This is a genomic window from Marisediminitalea oceani (assembly GCF_003731635.1).
GTDB lineage: Bacteria > Pseudomonadota > Gammaproteobacteria > Enterobacterales > Alteromonadaceae > Alteromonas > Alteromonas oceani.
The window spans coordinates 13546-30778 of the sequence record NZ_RCUA01000034.1; the positions used below are offsets into that span (position 1 = coordinate 13546).

Below are 17233 nucleotides of genomic sequence, written 5' to 3' on the forward strand. Positions count from 1 at the left end.
CACGTAAACTTAACGTACCTTCGCAGATGGATGCGCCATCCACTAAATTCCGGAATGTTTAATGTTGTTCAGATTTATCCTGTTGGGTTTGATTGCCCATTTATTATATGGTTGCTCTCAGACATCCGATCTCTCACCGGCCAATACAAAAAGTGTAGCACAACCTGTTGCTATTGCTTATGAGAAATATCAATTAAAAAACGGACTTACCGTTATCCTTCACGAAGATCACTCTGATCCGCTGGTGCATGTGGATGTAACCTACCACGTGGGCTCAGCCAGAGAGGAGCCCGGTAAAACCGGCTTTGCTCACTTTTATGAGCACATGATGTTTCAGGGCTCAGCCAATGTGGCCGATGAACAGCATTTTAAGCTGATCACCGATGCCGGAGGCACGCTTAATGGTTCAACTAATCGTGACAGAACCAATTATTATCAGACCGTGCCAGCTAATCAGTTAGAGAAAGTTCTCTGGCTGGAATCAGACCGGATGGGTTTTTTGTTACCGGCTGTGACCCAGGAAAAGTTTGAGATCCAGCGCGAAACCGTTAAAAACGAACGGGCCGAGCGCATTGATAACCAGCCTTATGCCCGCCGCCACGAGCGCATTGGCGAGGTGCTGTATCCCGAAGGTCATCCGTATTCCTGGCTGACGATTGGCTATACTGAAGATCTCGACCGGGTCGACGTTAACGACCTCAAAGCGTTTTTTAAACGCTGGTACGGGCCCAACAATGCGGTGTTATCTATTGGTGGTGATATTAATGTCGCTCAAACCAAAGCCTGGATTGAAAAGTATTTTGGTGATTTGCCGGCCGGTCCTGAGGTTAAAGCTCAGTTGCCAGCGCCCGCATCGCTTAGCGAAAACAAATTCATCACCATGCAGGACAACGTGCACCTGCCGCTGGTGCAAATAGTCTTTCCTACCGTGTATGCACGGCACGAAGACGAAGCCGCGCTCGACGTACTGGCCAGTATTCTGGGCAGTGGCAAAACATCGGTGTTTTACGAACAACTGGTGAAAACCGGCAAGGTGGTTCAGGCCGGTGTCTCTCATCCCTGTAGTGAACTTGCCTGCGAATTCAATCTGGTGGCCCTGGTGTCGCCGGAATCAGAACATTCACTGGCCTCGATTTACAGCGAAATTGAAACCATCCTGGCAGACTTTGAAAGCCGCCCGTTCGATGACGATGCCCTGGCCAGAGTTAAAGCGAATATTAAGGCATCTACCATTTATGGTTTGCAGAGTGTTAGCGGCAAAGTATCAACCCTGGCTTATAACGAAACCTTTTTTGGCAAGCCTGATTTAATGAATGAGGATGTTGAGCGTTATAGCGAAGTCACCAGGGAAGACGTATACCGGGTTTTCGAGCGGTATATAAAAGACCAGGCAGCGGTTGTTCTGAGTGTGGTACCCGAAGGTCAGCCCGCTTTAGCGGTTAAGCCTGCCACTGTTAGTCAGCCAGAGCGCCAGGTGGTGGTCAGTGCTAACAAACAGCAATTAGATACCAACCAAACACCAACGTCTGATTTTGACCGGAGCCAGATACCAGCAGCCGGTGAACCTCCGGTAGTAACTATTCCCAGTTTCTGGCAGCTCAAGCTGCGCAATGGTATTCAGGTACTGGGGGTCACAAACGATGAAACGCCCACGGTAACCATTACGCTGGATCTGGATGGCGGGATGTTACTGGATCCGGTGGATAAAGCCGGTTTATCGACGTTTACTGCGCTGATGATGAACGAATCAACGTTAAATTATTCTAATGAGGATATGTCCAACGCGCTGGCTAAAATGGGTTCCTCTATTAGTTTTGCCAGTAACGGCCGTTATACCCAGGTTTTTATCTCCAGTCTGACAGAGCACTTAAACGAGACGCTGGCGCTACTGGAAGAAAAGCTGTTTAACCCGGCGTTTAAAGCCGAGGATTTTGCCCGTATAAAGCAGCAATTACTCGATAACATTAATGCCCAGCGTAAAGAGCCGGGCGCTATCATGGAACAGGTTAAAACAGCTATATTGTGGGGTGGTGAGAACCGTGTTGGACTGCCTCCCGGCGGCACCGCAGAAACTGTTTCCCGGATCACCCTGGACGATATAAAAGCGTTTTACGAGCAGTACTATGTGCCGGCAAAAGGCACCATTGTGGTGGTGGGAGACATGACGCCTGGCCAAATCACTACCTATTTTGACTTCATCAATACCTGGCAGGGGGATGACTATCAGATTGCCGATTACGGTGAGTTTCCTGAGTACGATGGTCAGCAAATTGTGCTGGTGGACGTGCCGGGAGCTGCCCAGAGCCTGGTAAGAATGGTTGAGCGGGCGATGCCCTATGATGCGACCGGCGATTATTTTCGTGCCCAGCTGATGAACTTTCCCCTCGGTGATGACTTTAACAGCCGGATTAATCTTAATCTGCGCGAAGACAAAGGTTACACCTACGGCGCGTTTTCGGCGTTTAATGGTGGTAAAACCCTGGGGTGGTTTGAGGCCGGTGCCGACCTGAAACAGGAGTTCACTGCGGCGGGTATTATGGAATTACTGGCTGAAATCAATCATTATCAGCAACGCGGTATCACGGATGCTGAACTCAGTTATATGCAAAATGCCTTTACCCTGAGTGAAGCATTAGAATACGAAACACCGCTGGATAAGGCCTCTTTTTTACGCCGTTTGCTGGCCTACGATCTACCGGTTAATTATAAAAAAGCACAAAAAGCTATATTGCTCAATATCAGTAAAGCTGAAATTGATTCTGTGGCCGCCAAGGCTTTGCACCCGGAGTTATTGCAAATCGTTGTTGTAGGAGACAAAAACGTGATCCTGCCTCAGCTTGAAACCCTTGGCATTGCGATAAAAGAAGTGAGTCCTGCAGGCCTGCAATAACAGTGATTTTAAGGCTTAACCGGGGCTGCGGCACCATAAATTAACCACTTTGTGCTATGAATTATGCTTGGGTCGATATAAATATTTGATATTATACGGCCTACAGCTAACCGTCTTGCAACCAATGTAAGTCGCAAACGACATTATGGAATCGACATTGCGCCAACTGACTCACGACCTTTCTTACGATTTTGAGGCCCTTAAATCATCTTCAGCGTTTTCTGCACTCAGTGCCATTAAACGCGGGGTTGAACGCGAATGCTTGCGGATAAATCCAACCGGCATGCTGGCAACGACGCCGCATCCAAAGGCGCTGGGAGCAGCTCTTACTCATGAGAGTATCACTACTGATTACTCTGAATCGCTGCTTGAATTTATTACGCCGCCTGAGTCTGACGTCAATACCACGCTGGCGCAGTTAGAAGACGTGCACAAATTTACCATCCATAATATTGGTGATGAACGCTTGTGGCCGCTGAGTATGCCTTGCTTTATTGAAAATGCGCAGGATATCCCTATCGCTTACTTTGGCGAGTCTAACGTTGGTAAAATGAAAAAAGCCTATCGGACGGGGTTACGTAACCGCTACGGTAGCATGATGCAGGCAATTTCAGGCGTTCACTTTAACTTTTCTGTACCCGATACATTCTGGCAGCACCTGGCCACTCAGAAAGGCGTGCAAGCTACCCAGGAATGGGTGTCTGAACAGTATTTTTCTCTGATCAGAAATTACCGCCGCAGTTGCTGGTTAATTCCGTATTTATTTGGCGCTTCTCCGGCATTGTGTAAGTCTTTCGTTGAAGGGCGTGAACACGGTCTGGACTTTAAACAGCTGGGGCGCGGCACGTTATATTTACCTTATGCTACCTCATTACGTATGAGCGGCTTGGGCTACACCAGTAATGAGCAGTCTTCTTTGCGTATCTGCTACAACTCAATCGATACCTATGTGCGCTTGTTACGCGAAGCTATGTACTCGCCGTCGAAGAATTACGCCGGTTTTGCTGCCGGCGAAGGCGGTGATTATCAACAGCTCAGTAAAAATGTACTGCAAATTGAAAACGAGTTTTACTCGCCAATCCGGCCTAAACAGCCCACTGCATCCGGTGAAAAGCCCACGGATGCGCTGGCACTGAGAGGCGTAAGTTACATCGAGGTTCGGGCACTGGATGTGAATCCGTTTAGTCCGGTTGGCATCGATAAAGCGCAAATGCATTTTCTGGATGTATTTCTGATGGCGTGCCTGCTTACCGAGAGCCCTAAGTTTGATGCCGAACGTTACAAAGAAACCGAGTTTAATCTTAACCGTGTAGTGCTCGAAGGACGCAAACCAGGCTTAAACTTACTGCAAAATGAGCAGGAAGTTGCCATGCGTGACTGGGCCGAAGCCCTGTTTGCCCGTTATGCCGAAGTAGCAGCCATTATGGACGAAAACTATGATGACAATCGCTACAGCGAAGCGGTTAAACGCGAATGGTTAAAAGTTGAAGATCCAGACTTAACTTTCTCAGGGCGCTGGCTGAATAAATTACTGGCAGAGGGTGACAACGCGGTAGTGGGGCGTGAATTAGCCGAAACCTATCGCCAGCAAATTGCCGGCTTTAATTATCACTTTAAATCGGCGGAAGATTTTGTTGCTGAAGCCGAGCGTTCTTTTGCCGCTCAGCGTGAGATTGAAGCCGGTGATGACATGTCATTCAGTGAGTTTATCAGCGATTACTTTGCCCGGGAGCCAGCCAAAAAAAATGCCTGACACGGGTCAGGCATAAGAATTTGTTCCAGGGAAACACACTTTCGGAACAGTAATTTGGACAGCATATGTACAAAAAGTTCAAACGAATTTGCATCTTTTTTTCCGGCTGGGTAATTTTTTTACCGATAGTGGTCACAGGGTGTGCCACCACGCCGCCAAAAGACACCAGCAATCTTTGTGAGATCTTTTACGAAAAGGAAGACTGGTACGATGCGGCGGCCGACATGCGTGATAAATGGGGCGTACCTATCCACGTGCCCATGGCCATGATGTACCAGGAAAGTTCTTTTCGTCACGATGCACTGCCGCCCCGCGATTACATTCTTTTCGGGCTCATTCCCTGGGGCAGAGTGAGTTCGGCTTACGGCTATTCTCAGGCCAAAACTCCCACCTGGAGCGACTACATTCGTGAAACCGGGAATTCCGGCGCTGATCGTGATGATTTTGACGATGCGATAGATTTTATGGGCTGGTTTATCAGTAAAACCCATAAAGTGAATGGTGTTTCAAAATGGGATGCCTACGCGCAATACCTCAATTATCATGAAGGGTGGGGTGGCTATCGTCGCAAAACTTATCTCAAGAAGGGTTGGCTGGTAAAAGTCTCGCAGCGCGTTAAGGGCCGTTCACTGCGCTATGCTACGCAATTAAAAACCTGCGAAGAAGATCTGCAGAAAAGCTGGTTCTTCAAGTTATTTGACTAACGTCTTACGGCGGCACCAAGCCCCTGGCCGGAAAAAAAAGCAGGCGGGGCAAGTGCCCGCCTGCCAGAAGTGGGATTCCGTCCAAGACCGTAAAATTTCCGGAAACCCAACAGGCATTTTTACTTTAATCTAAATGATAACTATTATCAATAAAAGTTTTTAAAACACCGTATATTAGGTTAGCCGCATTCTTTTGATCCAGGTCATGCTTTGCGCCAGGCGGACATTTTGATATTGATTTGGATCAGCGTTTTTTCTGCCTCACGAGCGCACACTATCACCATAGAAACAGCAAATAAAAAGGTGATTGTTATGTGGTCAATGTTATTAAAAGATCCAGTGGTATGGGGCTCATTACTTGGCATTTTTATCGTATGCGTAATGATGGCGTATTACACTTACTTATTCATCCACAACAGTGGTGATGACCATAAGTAGACCCGGAACCCCAGAAAGCGTGCCCAAAAAAAGTGATTGCGATTAACGCTTTTTGCTAAACGGTGACTCGACTTCCAGCAGTACCAGCAAGGCACCCTGCCCACCATATTCCAGCGGTGCCTGATGGAACGCCATTACTCTGGGATGTTGAATAAGGTAGTGGGGCAGCGCCTGTTTAAGAACGCCAGAACCTACGCCGTGAACGATACACACACAGTCAACATGCTCCTGCCAGGCTGTGTGCAGTAAAGCGGCTAATTCATGTTTTGCCTGTGCTTTGGTCAGGCCGTGTAAATCAAGAATGTAATCCGGGCTGTAATCGCCCCGGCGCAACTGTTTCAGCTCATAGCCCGGCACATCCTGTCGGCAGTAGCGGAGTGCACCTTCTGGCGGAATGAAGCCTTCAAAGGCGTCAGAAAACTCAAAACTGGCTCTGGCCTGCCGCTGAGTTTTTTGCTGGCGACGAATTTTCACTTCCGGACGGGGCGTCTCCGGCACATAAGTATCCTGCTTCAAAGGCGCTACACCTTTAATTTCTTGTTGAAATAACGCCGTATCATCACTGTCTTCGGTGTTCTGTTGGGCGGTGACAGGGGGAAATTGCGACTTAAATTTCACAGGCCAGGTTTCCTAATCTTCATTGCGAGCAATTTTGCACTAAATTAAGCATGTCCGAAGCGGACAACATTATGTATCATATCAGCTTTATAGTTTCAGGACATTGTAGCCCGTATGACCGACAAGTTTTACCTCGACGAAGCCATTGCTGATCTGCACTCCATGTTAGATATGGTGCGCTGGGCGGTTAGCCGGTTTAATGATGCAGAACTGTTTTACGGTCATGGTACCGACAATGCCTGGGATGAGGCCGTAAGCCTGGTATTTTATGCCCTGCATTTACCTCACACGTTAACCTCTCAAACCGGTGACGGTGTGTTTGCGGCGCGGCTCACCAAGAGTGAGCGCAGTAAGGTGGCCGAATTGGTCTTGCAACGAGTGCAAACGCGTTTACCTCTGCCTTATATTACTCATGAAGCTTGGTTTTGCGAACTGCTGTTTTATGTGGATGAGCGGGTGCTCATCCCACGCTCACCATTTGCTGAGCTAATTCAGGGCAAGTTTGCGACACATCTGCAGGATAATCCCACGCGCATTCTGGATATGTGCACCGGTGGCGGTTGCATAGCTATTGCACTGGCCTATGCGTTTGATGAGGCACAGGTTGATGCGGTGGATATCAGTGCTGATGCACTGGCCGTAGCAGAACTGAATATAGAAGAACACGGACTGAGCGAGCGGGTTTTCCCTTTGTACTCCGATTTGTTCAGTCAGCTCGAAGGACAACAATACGACTTAATCGTATCAAACCCGCCTTATGTGGACGCTGAGGATATGGCCGATTTGCCGGTAGAATTCCAGCACGAACCAGAACTGGCACTGGCCGCCGGGGATGATGGCCTCGATTTAGTCGAAACCATGATTGCCCGGGCCGGCAATTACCTTACCGAGCAGGGCGTCATGTTCGTCGAAGTCGGCAACAGCCTGGTGCATATGGAAGCCAGGTTCCCGGGACTGGATATAGAGTGGGTCGAACTGGCACAGGGTGGCCATGGTATTTTCGCTGTAACCAAAGCAGCATTAGACAGTTACAACCAACAGGATAAATAGAGAGATGGCGGGTAATACTTTCGGTAAAATATTTACGGTATCCACCTTTGGTGAGAGTCACGGCATCGCCCTTGGCGGTGTGGTAGACGGTTGTCCTCCGGGACTGGAACTGACCGAAGAAGATTTACAGGTAGATTTAGACCGTCGTAAACCAGGTACCTCACGCTATACCACAGCCCGTCGCGAAGACGACGAAGTGCAAATTTTATCTGGCGTGTTTGAAGGCAAAACCACCGGCACCAGTATTGGCCTGCTGATTAAAAACAAGGATCAGCGTAGTCAGGATTATTCCAATATAGCCAACCGCTTCCGTCCGGGGCATGCCGATTATACCTACCAGCAAAAATACGGTCTTCGCGATTACCGTGGCGGCGGTCGCTCCTCGGCGCGTGAAACGGCCATTCGCGTTGCTGCAGGCGGCATTGCTAAAAAATATCTCGAGCAGGTTCATGGGATTAAAATTCACGGCTTTCTGTCGCAGTTAGGGCCGGTTGCTATCGACACAGTTGACTACAGCATTATTAACGAAAACCCGTTTTTCTGCCCGGATGCATCGAAACTTGAAGCGCTGGATGAATACATGCGCGACCTGAAAAAGTCCGGCGACTCAATCGGTGCAAAAGTGTCTGTGGTTGCCACCAATATGCCGGTAGGCCTGGGTGAGCCGGTATTTGACCGTCTCGATGCCGATATTGCCGGTGCCATGATGGGCATTAACGCGGTTAAAGGCGTGGAAGTGGGTGATGGCTTTGATGTAGTGACCCAAAAGGGCAGTGAACATCGTGACACACTAACACCCGATGGCTTTGCCTCTAATCACTCTGGCGGCGTATTAGGCGGCATTTCAACGGGGCAGGATCTGGTAGTACACATGGCACTTAAGCCCACCTCAAGTATCTCAGTACCCGGCGAAACCATTGATACTGAAGGCAACGCTATTGATATCGTGACCAAGGGGCGTCATGACCCGTGCGTAGGTATTCGTGCCGTACCCATCGCCGAAGCCATGTTAGCGCTGGTGTTAATGGATCATTGCCTGCGTCATCGCGCACAAAATGCGGCGGTTCATTGCACTACGCCGATTATTCCGGGTTCAGCCAAATAAGATGCTGAATCCGACACTCAAGTAATGGCGGCGTCTTCCAGCCGCTTTGCTATTATAGCGCTCGGCCTTACCTACGCTCTGTATTTTGGTCAGTTAGGGGTTATCACTCCTTATCTTGGCGTCTTTCTTGATGGACGTGGTTTCACGTCGGTAGAAATTGGCGAGTTGTTTGCGGTTATCACCCTGGCACGCATTATCGGCCCTTCGCTGTGGGCAGGGGTTGCCGATCGTACCGGTAAAATCCTGTTTATTTTAAGACTCGGTAGCGGCTTAACCGTACTGAGTTTTATTGGTGTATTCTGGGCTTACTCATTCTGGTACCTGACGCTCGTCATGGGCCTGATGATGATGTTCTGGACTGCAGTGTTGCCGCAGCTTGAAGTACTCACCCTGCAAACTATTGAAGGCGACTCTAAACGTTATGGTCGTATTCGTTTGTGGGGCAGTATTGGCTTTATCGTACTCACTGTTTTAGTCGGTAAGGCACTGGATTTCTTTTCTACTGACGCGCCAATATATGCTTCGATGCTGGTTTTAATCGGGCTCTTTATCAGCAGCCTTACGCTTACTCAGCCGCAAAACCTTAAACCCAAAGCGGCTGTCGCAGTGCGGATCATGCCTTTTCTGCGGGATAAAGTGGCGTTGCTGTTTTTGCTGTCTAATGCCTTATTACAATTAAGCTTTGGGGCGTATTACGGCTTTTTTGCACTGTACATGCGGGATTTGGGTTATTCCGGCATGCAAACTGGTTTATTGATTGCGCTCGGAGTAACGGTAGAGGTTGGCATTTTCCTGGTCGCCCAGCGATTAATCTCCCGTTTTGGGGTGTGGCGTTTAATGGTGTTTTGCCTGCTGGCTACGGGCTTACGCTGGCTGGTTCTGGGCACCCTGGCAGATATGTTCTGGCTGGTTTTCTTCAGTCAGTTTATCCATGCTCTAAGCTTTGGCTTAAATCACTCTACCTCGATGCATTTTATCCATCACTATTTTCCAACCCAGATCCACGGACGAATCCAGGCCGCCTATATCAGCCTGGCGTTTGGGTTGGGGGGCGCCGTAGGCAATTATGCCGCAGGGTTATTGTGGCAACAGGGCGCCGGGTCCATGCTAACGTTCTCTGCAGCCGGGGCCTGTGCGGCGGCAGGTGGATTGGTATTACTGCTGATAACGCCGCAGCAAATGGACAAGCGCCGGGAAAGTTAATCCCGATCAAGGGGTCAGGTTCTTTGAAAACACGTTTTCATAGTAAGGTAAGCCTTTTGTTTATCGCAAGAAAGAAACAGACCTGTTGACCAGTATAAATTGATAGATTTTCAAATATGATTTAAGCCAGTTTGTTTTCAGGGGGAAATAAAATTGGCTCGTCGTCCAAGAGTATTGGTTCCAAATATGCCCGTACACGTTGTTCAACGAGGGAATAATAGACAAGCGTGTTTTTTTCGGGATAAAGACTATGCCGTTTACCTTAAAAAACTCAAAGAGTGTGCAGAAAAATTTAATGTGCGGGTTCATTGTTATGTACTGATGACAAACCATGTTCATTTACTTTTGCAAGCATCAGACTATGAGGGAATTAGTCATGTTATGCAGAGCTTAGGGCGCTACTATGTTCGCTATATCAACACCACTTACAATCGAACTGGCACGCTTTGGGAAGGTAGATTTAAATCAAGTTTGGTGAACACTGACGAGTACCTGCTTCAGGTTTACCAGTATATAGAATTAAATCCTGTCAGAGCAAACATGGTAGATCACCCAAAAGATTATACATGGAGTAGCTATCATGCAAACGGAGGTGATAAAAATATTGCTATGATAGAGCCTCATCCTCTCTATTTATCCCTTGGCGTTGACTCCGCGAGTCGAAAGTTGGCCTATAACCGTCTTCTCGACAACTCCTTATCAAATGAGATATTGAACAAGATTAGATTATCAATAAATAAGTCCAGGGTGCTGGGCGATGATAAATTTGTAAAGCAGATATCCGCAAAGCTTGAACGCTTTGCCGGATATCTTGAACACGGAGGGGATAGACGCTCTGAAGAGTTTAAAGAATGGTTTCAAAGAATCTGACCCCTTGATCGCTATTGCCTGATACAGCGGGCTATTACTGCTGGCTCGCCATCATCCTGTATCTGTTCGAGTTTTACGTCGAATTTCCACAGCCGGTGCAGGTGGCGCATCACTTCGTCTTTGCTGTCGGCCAGCGGAATGCCATTTTGCGGTACATACCGCAAAGTGAGCGAACGGTCGCCGCGCACATCCACGTTATACACCTGAATATTAGGCTCTAAGTTACTCAGATTGTACTGGGCGGAGAGCTTTTCCCGAATCGCGCGGTAGCCGCGCTCGTCGTGAATGGCCGATACGCTCACATAGGGTTTATCAGAATCATCTTCTACCGCAAACAGTTTAAAGTCCCGCATGACTTTGGGTGATAAAAACTGACTGATAAAGCTTTCATCCTTAAAGTTATGCATGGCGAAATGCACGGTTTCCAGCCAGTCCTTACCAGCAATGTCCGGGAACCAGTAACGGTCCTCGTCGGTAGGCTCCTGGCAAATCCGTTTGATATCCATAAACATATTAAAGCCCAGTGCATATGGATTGATACCGCTGTAATAAGGGCTGTTATAGTCGGGTTGAGTAACCACGCTGGTATGACTGTGCAGGAACTCTAGCATAAAACGGTCGGTTACCAGTCCTTCATCATAAAGCTTGTTTAAAATATGGTAATGCCAGAAACACGCCCAGCCTTCGTTCATTACCTGGGTTTGCTTTTGCGGATAAAAATACTGCGACACTTTGCGCACTATGCGCACAATTTCACGCTGCCAGGGCTCCAGCAGAGGGGCATTTTTTTCAATGAAATAAAGCAGGTTCTCCTGAGGCTCCGCCGGGAAACGCATAGCCTTCGGCTGATTTTTTTCTTTGCTGTCGGGCAGGGTGCGCCAAAGTTCATTTACCTGCGACTGCAAATACTTAGCCCGTTGTTTCTGGCGGCTCTTTTCTTCCTGCAGCGATAGCTTCTGCGGGCGTTTGTAACGGTCTACACCAAAATTCATCAGCGCGTGGCAGGAGTCCAGCGTTTGCTCGACTTCCTCGTAACCGTATTTTTGTTCGCATTTGGCAATGTAATTTTTGGCAAACACCAGATAATCGATAATTGAACTGGCATCGGTCCAGGTTTGAAACAGGTAATTGCCTTTAAAAAAGGAGTTGTGTCCGTAACAGGCATGAGCCATTACCAGCGCCTGCATGGTTATGGTATTTTCTTCCATCAGGTAAGCAATACACGGATTAGAATTAATCACTATTTCGTAGGCCAGGCCCATCTGACCGCGGCGGTATTGCTGCTCGTTCTGAATAAATTTTTTGCCAAATGACCAGTGGGTATAATTAATAGGCATACCAATACTGGCATAGGCATCCATCATTTGCTCGGCGGTGATCACCTCAATTTGGTTTGGATAAATGTCGAGTTTATATTCTTTGGCAATCCGGTCTATTTCAGTTTCATACTGGGCCAGCATATCGAAGGTCCAGTCAGGCCCGTCGCTGAGTGTTTTCTTTACGTCTGCTACTTCAGCCGTCATTAGCTTCCTCCGCTGGTCTCACTGGTTTTTTCAAACAGTTCACGGAATACAGGATAGATATCGCTGACCGAGATGATGTGTTTGCAAACAAAGTTACTGCAGGCTTCCTCCACGCTTTGATATTCCCGCCACAGGCTTTGGTGCTGGCGTTCGGTAATTTCGATGTAGGCGAAATAGCGCGTTACCGGTAGCAGTTTTTTCATCAGAATTTCGCGGCACTGAGGCGAGTCGTCGGCCCAGTTATCCCCGTCTGATGCCTGCGCGGCATAGATGTTCCAGTCGCTGTCCTGGTAGCGTTCGGCAATAATTTCGTCCATCAGTTTAAGCGCGCTGGATACAATGGTACCGCCGGTTTCCTGAGAGTAGAAAAACTCCTGCTCATCGACCTCTTTGGCCTGGGTATGATGGCGAATGTATACCACCTCGACGTTTTTATAGGTCCGGCTTAAAAACAAATAGAGCAGGATATAAAAACGCTTGGCCATGTCTTTGGTGGCCTGATCCATCGAGCCGGAGACATCCATCAGGCAAAACATCACTGCCTTGCTGGTAGGGACAGGCTTTTTCGCGTAGTTTTTAAAGCGTAAATCGAAGGTGTCAATAAACGGAACACCAGCAATTTTGGCTTTTAACGCGCCAATGGTTTTTTCCAGTTCGATAATCGCCACGGTGTTATCGTGTTTGTCGGCTTTAAGCTTCTCCAGCTCTTCTTCGGCCTCACGCAGCTTACGCCGATCTGCGGCAGTTAGCGCTACCCGTCTGGCCATCGAGCCTTTAAGTGAGCGCACAATATCCAGATTGGTAGGCACCCCGTCGGTTTGATAACCCGCGCGGTAAGTTTCGTACTGTACTACCTGATCGAACTGGCTGTTTTTTAAATTGGGCAGGGCCAAATCTTCAAACAGTAAGTCGAGGTATTCGTCTTTGGAGATGGAGAAGGTAAAGTCATCCTCACCTTCACCGCTATTACCGGCATCGCCCTGGCCTGAGCCCTGGCCGCCCTGAGGCGGCGGCCGATCGATTCGGTCACCGGCGGTAAACTGATCGTTACCTGGGTGAACAACCGTTCGTTTGCCGCCCTTACCGGTGTGAAATAATGGTTCGGAGATATCTTGTTTGGGTATGCTGATATGTTCGCCAGACTCGACGTCGGTCACCGAACGTTGACCGACGGCATCTGACACAGCGCGTTTGATTTGTTGCTTATATCGTTTTAAAAACCGCTGACGGTTAAGGGTACTTTTCCCTTTGCTATTTAACCTGCGGTCTATGAAATGTGCCATACAACCCCTTCACGCTAAATTGCACCCTAAGATGCTTTGCGGACACGCAGGTACCATTCGCACAGTAACCGTACTTGTTTTTGTGTATACCCTTTTTCCACCATTCGGTTCACAAAGTCGTCGTGTTTCTTACGATCTTCGGCAGACCCCTTGGTGTTAAACGAAATCACCGGCAGCAGATCTTCCGTATTGGAGAACATTTTCTTCTCTATTACGGTGCGCAGTTTTTCGTAGCTGGTCCAGTTAGGGTTTTTACCCCCGTTATTGGCCCGGGCGCGGAGCACAAAATTCACGATCTCATTACGGAAATCTTTCGGGTTACTGATACCGGCCGGTTTTTCAGTTTTCTCCAGCTCGGCATTCAGCGACGCACGATCAAACAGCTGACCGGTTTCCGGGTCGCGGTATTCCTGATCCTGGATCCAGAAGTCTGCATAGGTTACATAGCGGTCAAACAGGTTCTGGCCATATTCAGAGTAAGACTCCAGATAAGCCGTTTGAATTTCTTTGCCAATGAACTCCACGTAGTGCGGAATTAAGAAGCCTTTTAAAAACTCCTTATAGCGATCCGCCGTATCCTGAGGGAACTGCTCGCGCTCTATCTGCCGCTCCAGTACGTAGAAAAGGTGCACCGGATTGGCCGCCACTTCGGTATGATCAAAATTAAACACCCGCGACAGGATCTTAAACGCGAAACGGGTAGACAATCCTTCCATGCCCTCATCTACCCCGGCGTAATCACGATATTCCTGGTAAGACTTGGCTTTAGGATCGGTGTCTTTCAGACTTTCACCATCGTAAACCCGCATTTTCGAATAGATGCTGGAGTTTTCTGGTTCTTTGAGGCGTGACAGCACAATAAACTGGGCCAAACTTTTTAACGTGTCTGGTGCGCAGGGCGCGCCGTGTAATTCACTGTTTTGCAATAGTTTGTCGTAGATCCGCATTTCTTCAGAAACTCGCAGGCAATAAGGCACTTTTACAATGTAAACCCGGTCCAGGAACGCCTCATTGTTTTTGTTGTTGCGGAACGACTGCCATTCAGATTCGTTAGAGTGGGCCAGAATCAGCCCGTCAAAGGGCAGGGCGGAAAACCCTTCGGTAGGGTTATAATTGCCTTCCTGGGTTGCGGTTAGCAGCGGATGCAGCACCTTAATTGGTGCTTTAAACATTTCCACAAACTCCATCAGGCCCTGATTGGCCTTACACAGAGAGCCTGAGTAGCTGTAGGCATCGGGATCGTTCTGAGCAAATTGCTCCAGACGACGGATATCCACTTTACCGACCAGCGACGAAATATCCTGGTTGTTTTCATCGCCAGGTTCGGTTTTAGCAATGCCCATCTGATCGAGAATGGATGGATATACCTTCACGACTTTAAATTTAGTGATGTCACCGTTGTATTCATGCAGGCGCTTTCTGGCCCAGGGTGACATAATCGTTTTTAAATAGCGCTTTGGAATGCCGTACTCTTGCTCAAGAATGTTGCCGTCTTCATTTAAGTCAAACAGACAGAACGGATGGTCGTTAACCGGTGAGTCTTTAATCATGTAAATCGGCACCTTCTGCATCAGCTCTTTAAGCCGTTCAGCGAGTGATGATTTACCGCCACCTACCGGGCCTAACAAGTACAGAATTTGCTTCTTCTCTTCCAGCCCCTGAGCAGCGTGACGCAGGTAGGACACTATCTGTTCAATCGCTTCTTCCATGCCAAAAAATTCATGGAATGCCGGATAGCGGGCGATAACGCGGTTTGAGAAAATGCGGCTGAGTGCCGGATCGGTGGATGTGTCTATCATTTCAGGCTCACCAATGGCCTGTAGCAATCTTTCCGCGGAATTTGCATAGGCCATCGGGTCGTTTTTACAGATGTCTAAGAATTCCTGAATGGTAAACTCTTCTTGCTTATGTTTTTCATAGCGCTCTTGGTAATGCTCGAAAATACCCATAAATACCCCTGTATAAAAAACGGTCTCCCGTACTTCCAGCATAGTCCTATAATTTCAGAAAACAATGGGCAAAAGGTGTAATTCGTCGTTTATTTTTGCAACAAAAATGTTAATGAAATCATGAGGCCCAAGTGAACTAAGGGCTGGCAAAGAGCAGTAATAAGCAGAAAAAAGTGAAAATTATCAGTGTGGGAGAGAAGGATCGTACCCGCAGGGTGCGGGTACGAAAAAGGGCTTACGCGCCGAAGTTAGCGGCTGCGAATTCCCAGTTAACCAGTGCCCAGAAGCCACCTAAGTACTTAGGACGCAGGTTACGGTAGTCGATGTAATAAGCGTGTTCCCACAGGTCCACGGTCAGCACTGGGGTCAGGCTGTCGTCAGTTAGTGGGGTTGCTGCATTGCTGGTGTTAACGATATCCAGGCTACCGTCAGCAGTTTTAACCAGCCAGGTCCAGCTTGAACCAAAGTTGTTAACGGCTTTATCGTTGAATGCAGCCTGGAAGTCTTCAAAAGAACCCCATTTTGCAACGATTGCGTCTGCCAGTGCGCCAGTTGGCTCACCGCCGCCATTCGGGCTTAAGCAGTTCCAGTAGAACGTGTGGTTCCATACCTGAGCAGCGTTGTTGAATACGCCGCCTTCAGAAGTCTTAACGATTTCTTCCAGGCTCTTTGATTCCAGATCAGTACCTTCTACCAGACCATTCAGTTTGGTTACGTAAGTAGCGTGGTGTTTACCATAGTGGTAATCAAGCGTCTCAGCAGAAATGTGTGGCTCCAGAGCATCTTTTTCATAAGGTAACGCTGGTAGTTCAAAAGCCATATGAGTCTCCATTTTCTTGGTTAGTTGTACGTAGTCTGTTATCAGAATAAGTCTTTTTATCTAACGGTCATTTATCCCGACACCCTATGATATAGGGACGGATTTATTTAACCCAATGACAATTAGATGAAATTTTTCTTTTTTGAGTTAGTCGGCGGTGGTGGAAACCTATTACATCGCAGTCACAAAACCGGTAACCAATCCAAATGCTGTTGTGTGTCGTAACAAGCTGACTGACTATTTGTATTACAGATTAGCCCAAGCGCTTGTGAAACTCCAACATCAGCTTGCTATATCATAGGCATAAAAGCACTTATCGGATCACTTACGATAAGGCAAACTGTGAAATCAGAATTTATGCGCGGCACATATTAATGATACAATCGGGGCTACCCGCCCTTGAAAAGTGGCGTTCATGCATACATATCCCTGCAAAGGTAAAAAGTTAAGAGGCATTCATGGAAAACAACGGTGAACAAACCACATTAGAGCGTATTCAGCAGCAAATCTCAGAGAACCCAATCCTGCTGTATATGAAAGGCTCTCCTAAATTACCCAGCTGCGGCTTCTCAGCTCAGGCATCTCAGGCACTAATGTCCTGCGGTGAGCAATTTGCTTATGTTGATATTTTGCAAAACCCTGACATTCGCGCAGAGCTGCCAGCGTACGCTAACTGGCCTACGTTTCCTCAGCTATGGGTCGACGGCGAACTAGTTGGCGGGTGTGACATTATTCTGGAAATGTTCCAGCAGGGCGAACTTCAGCCACTGATTAAAGAAACCGCTGAGAAAACCAAAGCGGAATAGTCATCCTGCATCATTGAAAAAGCCGGCTGAACACAGCCGGCTTTTTTATGCCCGCTAAAGCGAAAATGTACCTCCAGGATACCCCGAATCAGCGTTTTTTTAGCTGGCCAAATACCTATAGACAAGTCACCAAACCCGATCCTCTATCACTCTGAAATATATTTTTAATTTGACATTTTTTGTTTGTTTATTAGCTGTTTAGAGTCTATAAAACGGTTGCT

Annotated in this window: 14 protein-coding genes; 9 read left to right on the forward strand and 5 right to left on the reverse strand. The window is 47.9% G+C overall.

Annotation, left to right across the window (positions count from 1 at the left end):
* The first annotated feature begins 61 nt into the window (after positions 1 to 61).
* The 4 genes from D9T21_RS11570 (at position 62) to D9T21_RS11585 (ending at position 5785) form a co-directional block, all read left to right on the forward strand.
* Positions 62 to 2890, forward strand: a complete 2829-nt coding sequence (locus D9T21_RS11570; protein ID WP_123325092.1) for a M16 family metallopeptidase — start codon at positions 62 to 64, stop codon at positions 2888 to 2890.
* 145 nt (positions 2891 to 3035) lie between these two features.
* Positions 3036 to 4643 (forward strand): glutamate--cysteine ligase, encoded by a 1608-nt coding sequence (gshA, locus tag D9T21_RS11575; RefSeq protein ID WP_123325093.1) that lies wholly within the window; start codon positions 3036 to 3038, stop codon positions 4641 to 4643.
* A 65-nt stretch (positions 4644 to 4708) separates the two neighbouring features.
* Positions 4709 to 5347 carry a transglycosylase SLT domain-containing protein gene (locus D9T21_RS11580; protein ID WP_123325094.1) on the forward strand — a complete coding sequence of 213 codons (639 nt, stop codon included), beginning with the start codon at positions 4709 to 4711 and terminating at the stop codon, positions 5345 to 5347.
* 321 nt (positions 5348 to 5668) lie between these two features.
* Entirely contained in the window at positions 5669 to 5785 is a 117-nt protein-coding gene (locus D9T21_RS11585) for a DUF3149 domain-containing protein (protein WP_377907587.1), read from the forward strand.
* Between the two features lie 42 nt (positions 5786 to 5827).
* On the opposite strand, the gene smrB is transcribed toward D9T21_RS11585, so the two are convergent.
* Positions 5828 to 6403: an endonuclease SmrB gene (gene smrB / locus D9T21_RS11590; protein ID WP_123325095.1), complete on the reverse strand. Its 576-nt coding sequence runs from the start codon at positions 6401 to 6403 to the stop codon at positions 5828 to 5830.
* Between the two features lie 114 nt (positions 6404 to 6517).
* Here smrB and prmB point away from each other — a divergent pair, with 114 nt between their 5' ends.
* The 4 genes from prmB (at position 6518) to D9T21_RS11610 (ending at position 10631) form a co-directional block, all read left to right on the forward strand.
* Complete coding sequence (gene prmB, locus D9T21_RS11595) at positions 6518 to 7453, forward strand: 50S ribosomal protein L3 N(5)-glutamine methyltransferase (protein WP_123325096.1); 936 nt, start codon at positions 6518 to 6520, stop codon at positions 7451 to 7453.
* A gap of 4 nt (positions 7454 to 7457) precedes the next feature.
* Positions 7458 to 8558 carry a chorismate synthase gene (gene aroC / locus D9T21_RS11600; protein WP_123325097.1) on the forward strand — a complete coding sequence of 367 codons (1101 nt, stop codon included), beginning with the start codon at positions 7458 to 7460 and terminating at the stop codon, positions 8556 to 8558.
* Positions 8559 to 8582: 24 nt separating this feature from the next.
* A complete protein-coding gene (locus D9T21_RS11605) occupies positions 8583 to 9761 on the forward strand; it encodes an MFS transporter (RefSeq protein ID WP_123325098.1) in 1179 nt (392 codons plus the stop codon).
* 153 nt (positions 9762 to 9914) lie between these two features.
* On the forward strand, positions 9915 to 10631 hold the full coding sequence (locus tag D9T21_RS11610) for a transposase (RefSeq protein WP_164464659.1): 717 nt from the start codon (positions 9915 to 9917) through the stop codon (positions 10629 to 10631).
* An 11-nt stretch (positions 10632 to 10642) separates the two neighbouring features.
* Here the strand turns inward: D9T21_RS11610 and D9T21_RS11615 are convergent, their stop codons facing one another.
* From D9T21_RS11615 to sodB, 4 genes are all read right to left on the reverse strand, one after another.
* Complete coding sequence (locus D9T21_RS11615) at positions 10643 to 12154, reverse strand: SpoVR family protein (protein ID WP_123325100.1); 1512 nt, start codon at positions 12152 to 12154, stop codon at positions 10643 to 10645.
* Complete coding sequence (locus D9T21_RS11620; protein ID WP_105934032.1) at positions 12154 to 13437, reverse strand: YeaH/YhbH family protein; 1284 nt, start codon at positions 13435 to 13437, stop codon at positions 12154 to 12156. Before D9T21_RS11620 ends, D9T21_RS11615 begins: the two co-directional genes overlap by 1 nt.
* Positions 13438 to 13463: 26 nt before the next feature.
* Positions 13464 to 15386 carry a PrkA family serine protein kinase gene (locus D9T21_RS11625; protein ID WP_123325101.1) on the reverse strand — a complete coding sequence of 641 codons (1923 nt, stop codon included), beginning with the start codon at positions 15384 to 15386 and terminating at the stop codon, positions 13464 to 13466.
* Positions 15387 to 15621: 235 nt separating this feature from the next.
* Positions 15622 to 16206: a superoxide dismutase [Fe] gene (gene sodB, locus D9T21_RS11630; protein ID WP_070174795.1), complete on the reverse strand. Its 585-nt coding sequence runs from the start codon at positions 16204 to 16206 to the stop codon at positions 15622 to 15624.
* 458 nt (positions 16207 to 16664) lie between these two features.
* Between sodB and D9T21_RS11635 the strand changes: the two genes are divergently transcribed.
* Positions 16665 to 17012, forward strand: coding sequence for a Grx4 family monothiol glutaredoxin (locus D9T21_RS11635; RefSeq protein WP_105934029.1), 348 nt, complete (start codon positions 16665 to 16667; stop codon positions 17010 to 17012).
* Positions 17013 to 17233: the final 221 nt, after the last annotated feature.